The sequence below is a fragment of the Pseudomonas sp. G166 genome (assembly GCF_037027455.2).
In the GTDB taxonomy this organism is placed as follows: domain Bacteria; phylum Pseudomonadota; class Gammaproteobacteria; order Pseudomonadales; family Pseudomonadaceae; genus Aquipseudomonas.
The window spans coordinates 3308256-3321974 of the sequence record NZ_CP146985.1; the positions used below are offsets into that span (position 1 = coordinate 3308256).

At 62.0% G+C, this 13719-nt stretch carries 13 protein-coding genes; 3 read left to right on the top strand and 10 right to left on the bottom strand.

Annotation, left to right across the window (positions count from 1 at the left end):
- The first annotated feature begins 328 nt into the window (after positions 1-328).
- Genes SGN16_RS14350 through SGN16_RS14360 form a run of 3 tightly spaced genes read left to right on the top strand, consistent with a single transcriptional unit; the run spans position 329 to position 2732 of the window.
- Positions 329-1405, top strand: a complete 1077-nt coding sequence (locus SGN16_RS14350; RefSeq protein WP_335944794.1) for an alpha/beta hydrolase — start codon at positions 329-331, stop codon at positions 1403-1405.
- A 20-nt stretch (positions 1406-1425) separates the two neighbouring features.
- Positions 1426-1932 carry a cytochrome P460 family protein gene (locus SGN16_RS14355; protein ID WP_335944795.1) on the top strand — a complete coding sequence of 169 codons (507 nt, stop codon included), beginning with the start codon at positions 1426-1428 and terminating at the stop codon, positions 1930-1932.
- A 23-nt stretch (positions 1933-1955) separates the two neighbouring features.
- Complete coding sequence (locus SGN16_RS14360; RefSeq protein WP_210638694.1) at positions 1956-2732, top strand: alpha/beta hydrolase; 777 nt, start codon at positions 1956-1958, stop codon at positions 2730-2732.
- A 53-nt stretch (positions 2733-2785) separates the two neighbouring features.
- On the opposite strand, the gene SGN16_RS14365 is transcribed toward SGN16_RS14360, so the two are convergent.
- The 10 genes from SGN16_RS14365 to SGN16_RS14410 form a co-directional block, all read right to left on the bottom strand.
- The gene (locus SGN16_RS14365) at positions 2786-5026 is read right to left on the bottom strand and encodes a xanthine dehydrogenase family protein molybdopterin-binding subunit (RefSeq protein ID WP_335944796.1); all 2241 of its coding nucleotides are present in this window, start codon (positions 5024-5026) and stop codon (positions 2786-2788) included.
- Positions 5027-5038: 12 nt separating this feature from the next.
- Positions 5039-5512: a (2Fe-2S)-binding protein gene (locus SGN16_RS14370; RefSeq protein ID WP_210638696.1), complete on the bottom strand. Its 474-nt coding sequence runs from the start codon at positions 5510-5512 to the stop codon at positions 5039-5041.
- 201 nt (positions 5513-5713) lie between these two features.
- Complete coding sequence (locus tag SGN16_RS14375) at positions 5714-7033, bottom strand: OprD family porin (protein WP_335944797.1); 1320 nt, start codon at positions 7031-7033, stop codon at positions 5714-5716.
- A gap of 178 nt (positions 7034-7211) precedes the next feature.
- Positions 7212-8042: a phosphodiesterase gene (locus SGN16_RS14380; RefSeq protein WP_335944798.1), complete on the bottom strand. Its 831-nt coding sequence runs from the start codon at positions 8040-8042 to the stop codon at positions 7212-7214.
- Positions 8043-8067: 25 nt separating this feature from the next.
- Complete coding sequence (locus SGN16_RS14385; RefSeq protein ID WP_335944799.1) at positions 8068-9099, bottom strand: ABC transporter ATP-binding protein; 1032 nt, start codon at positions 9097-9099, stop codon at positions 8068-8070.
- Positions 9096-9890: an ABC transporter permease subunit gene (locus SGN16_RS14390; protein WP_335944800.1), complete on the bottom strand. Its 795-nt coding sequence runs from the start codon at positions 9888-9890 to the stop codon at positions 9096-9098. The genes SGN16_RS14385 and SGN16_RS14390 overlap by 4 nt, the downstream gene beginning before the upstream one ends.
- Positions 9887-10705, bottom strand: a complete 819-nt coding sequence (locus tag SGN16_RS14395) for an ABC transporter permease (protein ID WP_210645272.1) — start codon at positions 10703-10705, stop codon at positions 9887-9889. Before SGN16_RS14395 ends, SGN16_RS14390 begins: the two co-directional genes overlap by 4 nt.
- A 51-nt stretch (positions 10706-10756) precedes the next feature.
- The gene (locus tag SGN16_RS14400) at positions 10757-11761 is read right to left on the bottom strand and encodes an ABC transporter substrate-binding protein (RefSeq protein ID WP_335944801.1); all 1005 of its coding nucleotides are present in this window, start codon (positions 11759-11761) and stop codon (positions 10757-10759) included.
- Positions 11745-12764: a LacI family DNA-binding transcriptional regulator gene (locus SGN16_RS14405; RefSeq protein WP_335944802.1), complete on the bottom strand. Its 1020-nt coding sequence runs from the start codon at positions 12762-12764 to the stop codon at positions 11745-11747. The genes SGN16_RS14400 and SGN16_RS14405 overlap by 17 nt, the downstream gene beginning before the upstream one ends.
- Positions 12765-12923: 159 nt before the next feature.
- Positions 12924-13703: an SDR family NAD(P)-dependent oxidoreductase gene (locus SGN16_RS14410; protein WP_335944803.1), complete on the bottom strand. Its 780-nt coding sequence runs from the start codon at positions 13701-13703 to the stop codon at positions 12924-12926.
- Positions 13704-13719: the final 16 nt, after the last annotated feature.

The following is a 13719-nucleotide window of genomic DNA, read 5'->3' on the forward strand; positions in this document are numbered from 1 at the left end:
CTCGCGATAGCGGTGGGTCAGCCAGCATCCATGTTGAATGTGCCTTCGTCATCGCGAGCAAGCTCGCTCCCACACCGGTTCTCGGGTGTACGCAGGTCGGGCGGTCATCACAAATCTCCTGTGGGAGCGAGCTTGCTCGCGATAGCGGTGGATGAGGCCTTTCCCGCACAAATGTATCTCTTTGTATCCAGCCTCCCTGTCGATACGGACTGTTTCTTTCAGGCCCGTCCGTGACACATCCGGGATACCTGGCCGGCGTCAAATGGGCTCCATCGAGATAGCACAAACCGTCTCAGGGGCTCACCACCGCTAGCAAGGGAGATTCACCATGGACACGACTCTGTTGAACCACACATCCACCGCACGGCCTCGGCGCCTGTTCGGTCCATCCATCCTGATGTTCGCCATGATGCAACTGGGCGCCTTGGGCTTTGCCTCATCACAGGCGAGCGCCGCGGATGTACCTGCCAGCACCATCGCCTCCATCACGCCGGGCAGCCACACGTCTTTCGGCCCGTTGAAACACGTCAAGGCTGGCCTGCTGGACGTTTCCTATGCCGAGGTCGGTCCTGCCGATGGGCCGGTGGTCATCCTGCTGCACGGTTGGCCCTATGACATTCACAGCTACGCCGACGTTGCCCCTGCACTGGCCGAGAAGGGCTATCGCGTGCTGATTCCATACGCCCGGGGTTACGGCGATACGCGCTTCCTGTCGGCCAAGACCCTGCGCAACGGCCAGCCTGCTGCGCTGGCAAGCGATCTGATCGATTTCATGGACGCGCTGAAGATCAAGCAGGCCGTGCTCGGTGGTTACGACTGGGGCGCCCGCACCGCCGATATCGTCGCGGCCCTGTGGCCGGAGCGGGTCAAAGCCCTGGTGGCGGTGAGTGGCTACCTGATCGGCAGCCAGGAAGCCGGCAAGACGCCGCTGCCGCCGGCCGCCGAGTTGCAGTGGTGGTATCAGTTCTACTTTGCGACGGAGCGTGGCCGCCTCGGTTATGAAAAAAACACCCACGACTTCGCCAAGCTGATCTGGAAACTGGCGTCGCCGAAGTGGAACTTTGACGACGCGACGTATGGCCGAAGCGCCGCTGCTTTGCAGAACCCCGATCATGTTGCCGTCTCGATCTTCAACTATCGCTGGCGCCTGGGCCTGGTCAAGGGCGAGGCCAAGTACGACAAGCTGGAGAAGAAACTCGCGACCTTTCCGTCCATCAGCGTGCCGACCATCACCCTCGAGGGCGACGCCAACGGCGCACCGCACCCTCCGGCCGAGGCCTATGCCAAGCGTTTCACCGGCCAATACCAACATCGCCTGATCGATGGCGGTATCGGCCACAACCTGCCGCAAGAGGCCCCGCAAGCGTTCGCCCAGGCCGTGATCGACGCCGATCACCTCCAATGACGCCCGCCGGGAGAGCAACGATGAAACTCAAGCAACTGGCAGTGTCCGCTGCCATTGCGGTGGCTGCACTGACCGCGACCGGCATCGCCCTGGGCGACGCCGGCAGCGGCGAGGCGTCACCGATCTATGGCGTGAAGCTTCCCGATGGGTATCGCCAGTGGGCGCTGATAGCCCCGGCCCAGGAGGCGGAACCCCTGAACGAGCTGAGAGCGGTACTGGGTAATGACCTGGCGATCAAGGCTTATCAGGATTCAACACTGCCGTTCCCGGACGGCACGGTGCTGGTCAAGCTGGCGTGGAAACACGTCCAGTCGCCGGAGTTCGAGCCGGCTTCGATCCCCGGCGCGGCGACCACCGTGCAGGTCATGGTCAAGGACTCGAGCAAATATGCCGCCACCGGCGGCTGGGGCTTTGGTCGCTTCATCAACGGCAAACCCGCCGATGAGGCACAGCACCAGACGTGCTTCGCCTGCCATCAGGCGCGCGTGCAGAACCACGACTTCGTCTTCACCCGTTTCGCCCAATAGCCCTGTCACTCAAGGAGTTGCCAATGAAAAAAGTCATGACTGCACTGGCGTGCAGCGCCAGCCTGTTCATCGCGGCCAACGCGCTCGCACAAACTGAAAAACCCACCGTTGTCTTGGTGCACGGCGCCTTTGCCGATGCTTCAAGCTGGAATGGCGTGGCGAAGATCCTCGAAAAAGATGGCTATACCGTTGTGGCCGCAGCCAACCCGTTGCGCAGCGTGAAAAGCGATGGCACTGCCGTTTCCGCCTTGCTGGGCAGCATCAAGTCTCCCATTGTGCTGGTCGGCCATTCCTACGGCGGCAACGTCATCAGCGAAGCGGCCAACGGCCATGCCAACGTCAAGGCACTGGTCTACGTCAGCGCGTTCGCCCCCGAGGCGGGCGAAACCGTCGCCGGGCTCGCCGGCAAATTCCCCGGCAGCACCCTGGGGCCAACCCTTGCTCCACCGGTCGCACTGGCGGATGGCGGCAAGGATCTGTACATCCGACAGGACAAGTTCCACGACCAGTTCGCCGCTGACGTTCCCACCGGGCAGGCGGCATTGATGGCAGCGACACAACGTCCGGTCACTGAGGCGGCGCTGAACGAACAGGCAGGGACTCCGGCCTGGAAGCACATTCCGTCCTGGTACATCTACGGCGACAAGGACAAGAACATTCCGCCCCAGGCCATGGCCTTCATGGCCAAGCGTGCCGAAGCCAAGGCTGTGAAAGTGGTCAAGGGCGCTTCCCACGTGGTGATGGTTTCCAATCCGGAGCCGGTTGCCAGGCTGATTGAAACCGCTGCGACGGCGAAGTAACACCCCCCGCCGCATTGCCAGGAAGGGCAGTGCGGCGGGCAGCCCATGCACAGCTACGTCAACTTGAACGGCAACTCACGCAGCGGCTTACCGGTCAGGCTCGCCACGGCATTGGCAAATGCCGGGGCCAGCGCCGGCAGGCCGGGTTCACCCATCCCCGTGGGTGGTTCGGCGCTGGGCACGATGTGGACGGCGAACGCTGGCATGTCGGTGATGCGCGGCACGCTGAAATCAGCGAAATTGCTTTGCTGCACAACGCCGTCTTTCAAAGTGACGGCACCACCGGGCAGGCACATCGACAAGCCCATCAGCGCCGCGCCTTGTACCTGGGCCTCGATGCTGCGTGGGTTGACCACCAGATTGCAGTGCACGCCGGCAGTCACGTTGTGCAGCACCGGACGCCCGTCCTGTACCGAGGCCTCGACGACGTAGGCCACCACCGAACTGAACGACTCGTGGACTGCCACGCCCCAGGCGCGACCCGCCGCTAGCTGACGCTTACCGTACTCGCTCTTGTCCACCGCCAATTGCAGCGCAGCGCGATGGCGAGGGCTCTCGTCGCCAAACAGCTTCATCCGGTAAGCCACCGGATCCTGCTTGGTGGCGCGGGCGATCTCGTCGATCAGGGTTTCCATCACAAAGGCCGTATGGGTGGAACCTACGCTGCGCCACCACAATACGGGGACATTGAGTTTGGGGTGATGGACTGTCAGGCGCATCGGCAGCGGATAAGGATTACGCATGCCCTCTGTTGCGGTTGCATCGATGCCGTTCTTGATCATTCCTTCGAACGGAGTGCCACTGACGATGGATTGCCCGACCAGGGCATGGTCCCAGGCCAGCACCTTGCCGCTGTCGTCAAAACCGATGTGCGCGCGGTGCAGGTGCATGGGGCGATAGTAGCCGCCCTTGATATCGTCCTCACGGCTCCAGAGTGTGCGGATAGGCGCATCAAGCCCAGCGGCGTGCGCGGCCTTGGCCACTTCGCAAGCCAGCACGACGAAATCGTTGGTGGGCACGCCACGCCGGCCGAAACCTCCGCCCGCCGTCTGCACATTGACCTGGACTTGCTCGGGTTGCAGATTCAGGACCCGTGCAGCCGCCGCGCCATCACCGCCGGGAAACTGCGTGCCGACCCACAACTGGGCGCTCCCCTGGGCAAGTTGCACGGTGCAGTTCAATGGCTCCATGGGCGCGTGGGCCAGGTAAGGGAACACAAACTCGGCCTGCAACTGATGCGGTGCGCTGGCAAGCGGTGTCATGTCAGCGTCGAACTGTCGTGGCCCGGGTTGAGTGGCCAGCTCGCGGTATTGGATCAGTTGTTTTTCACTGTCCACTTTCTCGACGTTGGCCAGGTCCCATTCCAGCTTCAGCGCATCACGCGCCAGCTTCGCTTGCCAATAACCGTCCGCCACCACCGCAACGCCTTCGGCGCCGCGGTCCAGCGGCACCCGAAGCACCGCTTTTACCCCTTTGGTTGCCCGTGCCGCGCTGTCATCCAGAGAGGCAATCCTGGCGCCGAACACTGGCGGACGTGCCACCACGGCGGTGAGCTGCCCCGGCAGATGCATATCGATGCCGAAATCCTGCTGGCCGCTGCTCTTGGCTTTGGCATCGATGCGCGTAGTGGCCTGACCGATGATGCGGAAGTCCTTGGGATCCTTGAGCGTGACCTTTTCCGGCACCGGCATGGCCATCGCGGCTTCGGCCAGTTCCCCGTAGCTGGCTTTACGGCCCCCCGGACCCAACACCATGCCGGTTTGGGTGCTCAGGCTGGCCACGTCCACGTTCCAACGCGCGGCTGCCGCTGCCAGCAGCATGGCGCGAGCGCGGGCGCCCAGTTCGCGGTATTGGGTATAGCTGTTCTTGATCGAACTGGAACCGCCGGTGAGGTGAATGCCTAGATTCGGATCCAGGTAGGCGGCGTCGCTGTTGCCGTTGCGACTGCGCACCCGGCTCCAGTCGGCATCGAGTTCTTCGGCGAGGATCATCGGCAGGGCAGTCTGCACGCCCTGGCCGAACTCCAGGCGGTTGAGGGTGACCGTCACCACGCCGTCAGGGGCGATCTGTACGAATGCGGAGGGCTGTTGAGTCGGTTTCAGCGGCGTTGCGGCTGCGCCGTTGGCCTCCTGGGCCAGGGCCAGGTGAGGAAAAGCGCCGAGGGCCAGACCGCCAATGCCGACAATCTTGAGGAAGCTGCGACGGGGAAGGGTGGCAGGGCCATCGGCCTGATCGATCTCCAGGCTGTGTTGCAGGGCGCGAGGCAGCTCGTTGGGGAAAAATTCGTTCAACATGGTGGGCTCCGATCAGGCAAGGGCTTTGGCGGCGTCCGCCACCGCGGTGCGGATACGGGCGTAGGTGCCACAGCGGCAGATATTGCCGGCCATGGCCGAGTCGATCTCGGCGGCGGTGGGTTGCTTGCCCTTGGGTTGGGCCTTGAGGAACGCCGTCGCGCTCATGATCTGCCCGCTTTGGCAGTAACCGCACTGCGCCACGTCGTGCTTGACCCAGGCCTCATGCACGGCAGTGCCGACCGGGTCGCTGCCATTGGTCGCCGCTTCGATGGTGGTGATCTTCTTGCCTTCAGCGGCAGCGATGGGTGTCACGCAGGAGCGAATGGCCTGGCCATCCAGATGAACGGTGCAGGCACCACACAACGCTGCGCCGCAGCCGAACTTGGTGCCGGTCATGCCCAGCGTGTCGCGCAGGGTCCAAAGAATCGGGGTGCTTGGGTCTACGTCAACCGTGTATTCACGGCCGTTGATATTGAGGGCGCTCATAGGGGTACCAGCTCCAGATGGTTTGGCTCTGGTTAACTATAGAAAGCAATGTTGGGGAGCGATTGCACGATCCGGGCTGATTATTGCCTGATCATGCGAATCGCCACGCCCCATGAAGGTGCGCGCGGTTATTTCAACGCGGCAAGGGCAGAAGGAAAGGAGCCGCTGTGGGCGTACTGCCGGCTCCTTCCTTCTGCACGGTTACATCAACGGAATGCTATAGCTCACAATCAGGCGATTCTGGTCCTGGTCGCGGGCAATATCGCTTCGCGACATGCCGTTGCGCCAGCCGAAACCGACGTTCTTCAACGCACCGCTCTGGACCACATAGTCCAGGGAGATGTCACGTTCCCATTCACTGGCGTCATTGCCGCTGGTGGTCTGGATATTGTCGCCCTTGAGGTACATCACCGATGCCTTCAAGCCCGGAACACCGAGCGCTGCAAAGTCATAGGCATACTGGGCGAATGCCGTGCGTTCACCGGCCTGGATGAACGTCTGGATGGTGCGGTCGGTGTAGAGATACAGGCTGGCGCCACCTTCGCCCTTGCCCACCAGGCCACCCTGGTTGAGTTGGGCAAAGTTGCTGTCTTCGGACACGCGTTGATAACCCGCGGTAATGGCGTGGCCGCCCAACGAGTAAATGAACGCCGCGCTCCAGGTATCGTTGTCGATTTCACCGCTACCGTCCTTGGTATAGCCGCCGAGTTTGTAGCCACTGGCGCGACCGGCTGCGCTGCTGTTCTTGCCGTCGGAGGTGGTCTTGAAGTAACGCAAGTCGGTTTTCAGCGAGCCGTATTCACCCAATGGCAAGACGTGCAGCAAACCGGCGAAATGCTGCTGGTAATAATCTTCAAGATTGGCGTAGTAATACTGGGCGGTCAGATCCTTGGTCAGTTTGTAATCGCCACCGGCGAAGGTGAACTTGTTGCTTTCCTGGCTGGCGCCCGCCACGGCGAGGCCGGCGCTGTCGCTGGATGCCCGGCCGGTGGCGTGTTCCAGTTGGCCGGCGGTGAAGGTCAAGTTGTCGATTTCATTGCTCGTGACTTGGCCACCCTCGAAGGTTTGCGGCAGCAGGCGGCCATCGTTGGAAACCAGGATCGGCAGTTTCGGTTGCAACGTGCCGTAGCGCAGTTCGGTCTTGGAGACGCGCATCTTCGCCGTTGCACCAAGCCGAGACCATTGGTCCGCCGCCTTGTCACCGTCGTTGGGAAACATCGAGCTGCCAACATGACGACCCTCGCCGCTGTCGAGCTTCAAGCCCAGCAACCCGATCGCGTCCAGGCCGAACCCCACGGTGCCGTCGGTAAATCCCGACTGATAATTGAGCATGAAGGCCTGGCCCCATTCTTCGGTCTTCGAAGGGGCGGCGGCTCCGTCACGGTTATCGTTGTTGAAGTAAAAGTTGCGCAAGTTCAGGTTGGCTTTGCTGTCGTTGATAAAATCGGCAGACGCCAACGGGCTGAGGACAAGCGTCATACCACCCGTTAAAACACTCAGTACTTGAAATAGGGCTTTCATCAGGACGCACTCCACCGCGGAATCTCTGTTCCGGGCATGTTGAAAAGGCAGCAGGAAGCTCTCGGCCGATCACATGATTGGCCGATGCGTTAAGTAACTCGTTAGAAAAACTTCAATGTATAGAGTGGGGTAGGGGTTAAATCTCCAAAGAGTGTCATGAGTGAAAGTCCTTGGGTTATCAGTCGATCAATCCATGAGCGTCATAAAATGGGTACGGCCCCGGATATTCGCCAAACACGCCGTTATGGGTCACCAGGCCCTCTCCATGCCAGTGGTGCAACAAGTACCCCGCAGGTTCCAGGTTGAAATGCGCGGGAGCGCTTGGCTGTAGATCCAGGACGATTTGATGGGAAGTACCGGGGCACACGCAGCTCAGGCTACCGCCGAAGCGCCGTTGCATCGGCCGATGCAAATGCCCGCACAGCAAGCGCTCCACCTGTGGATGGCGGGCGATGACCTGCTCCAGTGCCTGCGCGTTGATGAACGGCTCGCGGTCCATGTGGCCAATGCCGCTGATAAATGGCGGATGGTGCAGGACCAGCAGCGTTGGCACCTCGGGCCGACAGGACAATTGTTCATCGAGCCAGCGCAATTGGCTGTCCAGCAACTGACCGCCGTGGCCGCCGGGAATGGTGCTGTCCAGGCCGATCAGGCGCAGCGGATGCTCCTCCACCACCCAATCCAGGGGAGCACCGGCCAAGCTTGGCAGGTAGTGGTGATCGGCAAATGCCGCCCGCAAATGTTCGCGGTTGTCATGGTTACCGGGCACCAGGTAGCAAGGCATGTGCAGGCGCGCCAGTTCGGGGTGCAGCACGGCATATTCATCAGGGCGGCCAAAGTCCACCAGGTCGCCACTGACCACCACGATGTCGGGACGCGGCACCTGGGTATTCAAATGATCGACCGCACGACGCAACGCGGCGAGGGTATCAACAACGCCATAGGTCAGTTTTTCCCCGGCCTTGAGATGCAGGTCACTGATCTGCGCGATGAGAAACGGATGATTCAAAATAAGCCCTCTGAAAACACGAATATCACGATGACAGGGTAAACAGCACTTGCGGCTCGACGGCCAAGGCGATCAAGGCGCCGGGGGCGTGGATGACGCTGTCGGTGCTGTCCACCAGCAGTGGCTGGGCGGCGCCGACGTCCACCAACAGGCGGCTTTGGGCGCCCTGGAAAAACTGGCCCACCAGGCGCCCACGCAGATGCCCCTCGTTGTCCATCACCCGCAAATGCTCGGGGCGGCAGTAGACGGTGGCAGGCAGACCGCCCCCACGCCACGGCAACTCTCCGCCATTGACCTTCAAGCCCAGGGGCGTGTGTTCAAGTACCGGGAAAGCGTTGAGGTTGCCGACAAAACCGGCGACGAAAGCGTTGGCCGGTTGTTGGTAAATGTCCCGTGGGCTGGCCAACTGCGCGACGCGACCGTGTTCCATGACCAGGATCCGATTGCCCAGGGCCATGGCTTCGCCCTGATCGTGGGTGACGAACACCGCGGTAATGCCCAGATGGCGTAGCAATTGATCCAACTCGCTGCGCAAGCGTTCACGCAACTGCGCGTCCAGTGCCGCCAACGGCTCATCAAGCAGCAATACCCGGGGCTTGGGCGCCAGGGCGCGGGCGAGGGCGACTCGCTGGCGCTGACCGCCGGACAACTCGTGGATGCTGCGTTTGCCGTGATCCTGCAGACCGACCAGTTCCAGCAACTGCGAGCAACGCTTGTTGCGTTCAGCGGGCGCCATGCCGCGAATTTTCAAGCCATAGACGACGTTGCCGGCCACATCCAGGTTGGGAAACAACGCATAGTTCTGGAACACCATGCCCACGTCACGACGTTCGATGGGCAGGCGAGTGACGTCGGTGTCGCCAAAAAATACCTGGCCCACATCCGGGCGCTCAAGCCCGGCAATCAGCCGCAAGGTCGTGGTTTTACCGCAACCGGAAGGGCCAAGGATCGCCAGGGTTTCTCCGGCGTCGATGGTCAGGTCCAGGTCATGTACGGCAACGGTGCCGTCCGAGAACGCCTTGCGGCAACCCGCCAGGCGAATGGTGGTTCCGCTCATCGTTTTTCTCCACGGGAAAGGCGCGCGCTGATGGCCTGCAACGCAATCAGCAGCGGCACGATCATCAACAGAAATATCAGGGTGTAGGCGCTGGCGACTTCCAGCCTGGCCGAGGCATAGCTGTCAGCCAGGCCCACCGGCAAGGTCTTGGTCATCGGGGTGTGAAGCATCCAGGTCAGGTTGAACTCGCCCAACGACAGGGTGACGACCATCAGTACCCCGGCGAGGATTCCCGCCCGGCAGTTGGGCACCACCACACTGAAGAACCGCCGTAGCGGCCCGGCACCCAGGCTGGCGGCAGCCTCTTCCAGAACCGGCAGGTGCTGGCGTTGCATCACCGCCATCACCGGACGCACCAGAAACGGCAGGGTGAACAGCACGTGGCCGACGAGAATAAACAGCCAGCTGCTGCGAAATCCGCCGAACTGACCGTAAGTGAGCAGCAACGCCAAGGCGCTGGCCAGGCCCGGCATTGCCACCGGCAGCACCATCAATTCCTCGAACGCGCGACTGAAGCGGTTGTTCATCCGTACCAGCGCGTAAGCCGCCGGAACCCCCACCACGCAGACGCACAGTGCGCAGGCCACGGCCAGTTGCAGGGATAGCCAGACCGTCGGCGAATAGGCCTGCCAGACCTGCGCCAGCCAATCGAACGTCAGGCCGCTGGAGACGCCCTGGAAATAATTGCGGGTCAGCCCGGCCAGCAGCGACATCAACACAGGCACCAACATGAAGGCGCAAACCAGCAAAGTGAACAGCAGTTGCCCGACAAACAGCGTTGAGCGCCTCACAAGACCGTCCTCGAATTGTTCGCCAGACGCCTGGCCAGTAGCAGCACCGCCCAGGTCAGTGCGCCCAGCACCACCGACAGCGCGGCGGCAACGGCGAAATTGGCGTAGTTGGTGAACACGTTGTAGATCGCTACCGGGGTCACATTCAGCCGGGTGCCCAGGGTAAACGCCGTACCGAACGCCCCCATGGAAGTCGCAAAACAGATCGCTCCGCACGAGACCAGTGCCGGTGCCAGGCCGGGGACGATGACATCGCAGACCACCCGCCAATGTCCGGCGCCCAGTGATTGAGCGGCTTCTTCCAGGCTGCGATCCAGGGTTTCGCAAGCGGCCATCACCGTGAGGATCACCCGCGGAATCGAGAAGTACAGGTAGCCGATGCACAGGCCCATCAATGAGTAGGCAAAAATCCAGCGTTCCCCCGCCAGCTCAAGACCGAGACTGGCGAACAAGCCTTGGCGACCGGCCAGCAGAATCACCAGGAAGCCGACCACCACGCCGGGGAATGCCAGCGGGAAGGTCAACAAGGCGACCAGTAGCGATCGACCGAAGAAGCGCTGGCGACTGAGGAAAACCCCACTGATGCCACCCACCAACAGCGCCGCGAGGGTCGTTGCCAAGGCCAGCAGGCAGGTCTGCGCCAGGCTACCGAGGTATTGCGCACTGCTCAGTACCTGCCAGTAGCCACTTTCGCTACCCTCACGACTTTGTCCACCCAGCACGATCAGGTGCGCCAGGGGCAACAACCAGAACGCGAACAATACCGCTGCGGCAGGCGCCAGGGCCCAGGCCGCGGTCAGCCGCAAACGCGGCACCGTGGCCCGGCCCGAACGGACTGCCCGGGCTTTTATTACCGAGGCGGTCACTTACTTGACCTCACGCAGATAGCGTGCGGAAAAGGCTTCCTGCGCCGCCGCCATTTGCTCGTAGTTGACCACCCCGGCCCGGGCGTAATCGCTGTCGGGCAGGAACTGCGCGGCGATCTCGGCAGGCATTTTCATTGCCCGCACCGGCCGCAGATACGCCTTGGCCCATAGCGCCTGGCCTTGCTCGGACAGAACGAAATCCAAGACCTTTTCGGCGTTGGCCCGATGCGGTGCGTTACCGACGATGCTCATCACGTAAGGCACACTGATGCTGCCTTCCTTGGGAATCACGAAAGCTACGTTGGCCTTGTCCTTGTAACGCGCCCGATAGGCGTTGAAGTCGTAATCCACCAGGATCGGCAGCTCACCGGACAGCACCCGCGCATAAGCCGTTTGCTTGGGCACGATGGGCGAGTTTTTCGCCAGTTTCTGGAAGTAATCGATAGCCGGGGCGAAGTTATCCAGGCTACCGCCCATGGCCTGGTTGATCGCGACGGCAGAGACGTAGCCGACGAACGCGCTGGACGGATCCAGGTAGCCGACCATGCCTTTGTACTCAGGCTTGAGCAGGTCGCCCCAGCTTTGCGGCACGGGCAGCCCGCCCAGTGCGTCGACGTTGACCATCAGGCCCAGAGTGCCGGAGTGAATGGCAAACCAGTGCCCTTGCGGGTCTTTCAAGCCTGCCGGGATCTGCTCCCAGCCCTTGGGTTTATAAGTGCCAACCACCCCGGCTTTTTGCGCCTGCAAACCGAACGTCACGCCGTAATACACCACATCCGCCACCGGTGCGGCCTGCTCGGCGACCAGTTGCGCCAACGCCTGCCCGGAGTTCTTGTTGTCCAGCGGGACCTGCACGCCGGTGGTGTCGGCAATCGCCTTGAGCTGAGTGCCCCAGTCGGCCCATTCCGGCGGACAGTTGTAGCAAATCGCCGTTTCGGCGGCCTGGGTCAGGCTGGCAACGCCGCACAGCAGCAACGTCGCCAGGGTTTTACGCAAGCGGATCATCAAGAGTCTCCTCGTAGGGTTGAGTACTTTCGCCCGGCCGGATATGGCAGGGCAGGCAATGGGAAACCGCAGGGGCACCAGCGATTTGCGCCAACAACTGATCAATCACCGTGCAAGCCAGCGCCTCGATGGGCTGAACGACGCTGCACAGCGTCGGGTGCATCTGGGTGCCGAGGGCAATGCCGTCAAAGCCGATGACCGAGAGTTGCTTGGGCACGTGCCAGCCGTTGCGGCGTAACTCGGCAATCAGGCTGATGGCGAGCAAATCGTTGGAGCAAACCAGCGCACTGAGCGCCTGTGGGCCTTGCAGCAGCGGCTCGATGGCGGCGAAGTCGGCTTGGGTATGGGCGGGCATTTCAATCACCGGCAAGCTGTCGAGCCCCGCCTCACGCATGGCGTCGCAATAACCGGCATAACGCTGGCGAGCGCGGTCGGACTGCAGGGCGGGGCCTGCGACCATGCCAATGCGCCAATGCCCGGCTTCCAGCAGATAACGGGTGGCGAGGGCCATGCCGGCGCGGTTGTCTACCGACACGGCGCTGTAGTCCGGGTTGCCCGGCTGGTGATAGGCCAGCACAAAGGGCGTGTCCTCGTTGTCCAGGCTTTGCAGCACGCGGTTGCTCTCGGCGTCGGTCACCGTGAGGACCAAGCCATCGACGCGCTGTCGCAACAACTCCTCGACCACTACGCTTTCGCGCTCGCTGCTGTAGTCGGTCGTGGCCAAGAGCAGGTTGTAGCCGCGCAAGCGCGCCGCACGCTCCATGGCCTGGAATTGCTCGGCGAACACCGGGTTGAGCAGGTTGGGCACCACGACGCCGATCAGCTTGGTCACTTGCAGACGCAGTTGGCGGCCGAGACGGTTAGGCCGAAAACCCAGCTCGCGCGCAGCGGCGAATACCTGCTCCCGGGTGGCCGGACGTACCACCTCAGGGGAGGCAAAGGCACGCGCCGCAGTCGCTCGCGATACCCCAGCCAACTGTGCTACTTCTTTCAAATCAGTCATTGTCACTCGCTTGAGATCGATCTCATTGGCGAGGACATTACTCAGCGGATATGGCGGTTTGGCGATGGAGAGATGACGGTTTGATGTCAGTGATGATGTTTATAGGTGGCGAAGAGAGGCGCCGATAGCCTCTCTCCGCGAACAGAACGTGTGCTCAGATCAAGGGGCCTTGTTCTCGACCAGACAATTTCCGCCATCCACCACGATGACTTCGCCGCTCATGTAACTTGCGTCTGGCGATGCAAGGAAAGCAACCAGCGCAGCCACTTCTTCGGGGCGTCCCGCCCGGCCCATCGGCGTGTACCGTGCGGCCTCGACTTCCTCGGGAGAACTCGACCCCGTAGCGATCCAGCCGGGAGCCACGCTGTTGACCGTGATCCCTTGCCGGGCGACTTCCAGAGCCAGGCCCATGCTCATCCCTACCATCGCGGCCTTCGCAGCGCTGTAGGCCGCCTCGCCGGGGTTACTGCACCGAGTGCCGGTAGTGGAACTGATATTGACGATGCGCCCGTAACGGCGCGCCTGCATACCGGGCAGAACAGCCCGTGTAAGCAGAAAAGCCGTCGTCAGATTTCGAGCCAGCGAAAGGTTCCAGGCTTGCAGATCCATGATCGCCAGCTCAGAAAGAACCTCTGGGGAACCTTGCATGGCCATGCCCGCGTTGTTCACCAGGATATCGATCCGCCCCCAGCGCGACTCAGCCCAAAGGCTAAACTCGCGTACCTGGTTTTCATCGGTCAGGTCGACAGGCCGCCCTTCGACTTCGAAGCCTTCGGCACGCAGTTCTTCGACTCGATCGAAGACCCGAGCGCTGCTGGCGGTGATGATCAATCTGGCTCCGGCCAGACCAAGCCGGCGTGCGATTGCCATCCCAATGCCGATCTCACTTCCAGCGCCACTGACGATTGCCACATGATCCTGCATTACAGCGTTTGGCATGGTGCTCTCCAAATGA

Bases quoted from the DNA above. Each gene is read 5' to 3' on its own strand.
- SGN16_RS14350 (WP_335944794.1), top strand. From the start codon at position 329: ATGGACACGACTCTGTTGAACCACACATCCACCGCACGGCCTCGGCGC.
- SGN16_RS14355 (WP_335944795.1), top strand. From the start codon at position 1,426: ATGAAACTCAAGCAACTGGCAGTGTCCGCTGCCATTGCGGTGGCTGCA.
- SGN16_RS14360 (WP_210638694.1), top strand. From the start codon at position 1,956: ATGAAAAAAGTCATGACTGCACTGGCGTGCAGCGCCAGCCTGTTCATC.
- SGN16_RS14365 (WP_335944796.1), bottom strand. From the start codon at position 5,026: ATGTTGAACGAATTTTTCCCCAACGAGCTGCCTCGCGCCCTGCAACAC.
- SGN16_RS14370 (WP_210638696.1), bottom strand. From the start codon at position 5,512: ATGAGCGCCCTCAATATCAACGGCCGTGAATACACGGTTGACGTAGAC.
- SGN16_RS14375 (WP_335944797.1), bottom strand. From the start codon at position 7,033: ATGAAAGCCCTATTTCAAGTACTGAGTGTTTTAACGGGTGGTATGACG.
- SGN16_RS14385 (WP_335944799.1), bottom strand. From the start codon at position 9,099: ATGAGCGGAACCACCATTCGCCTGGCGGGTTGCCGCAAGGCGTTCTCG.
- SGN16_RS14400 (WP_335944801.1), bottom strand. From the start codon at position 11,761: ATGATCCGCTTGCGTAAAACCCTGGCGACGTTGCTGCTGTGCGGCGTT.
- SGN16_RS14405 (WP_335944802.1), bottom strand. From the start codon at position 12,764: ATGACTGATTTGAAAGAAGTAGCACAGTTGGCTGGGGTATCGCGAGCG.
- SGN16_RS14410 (WP_335944803.1), bottom strand. From the start codon at position 13,703: ATGCCAAACGCTGTAATGCAGGATCATGTGGCAATCGTCAGTGGCGCT.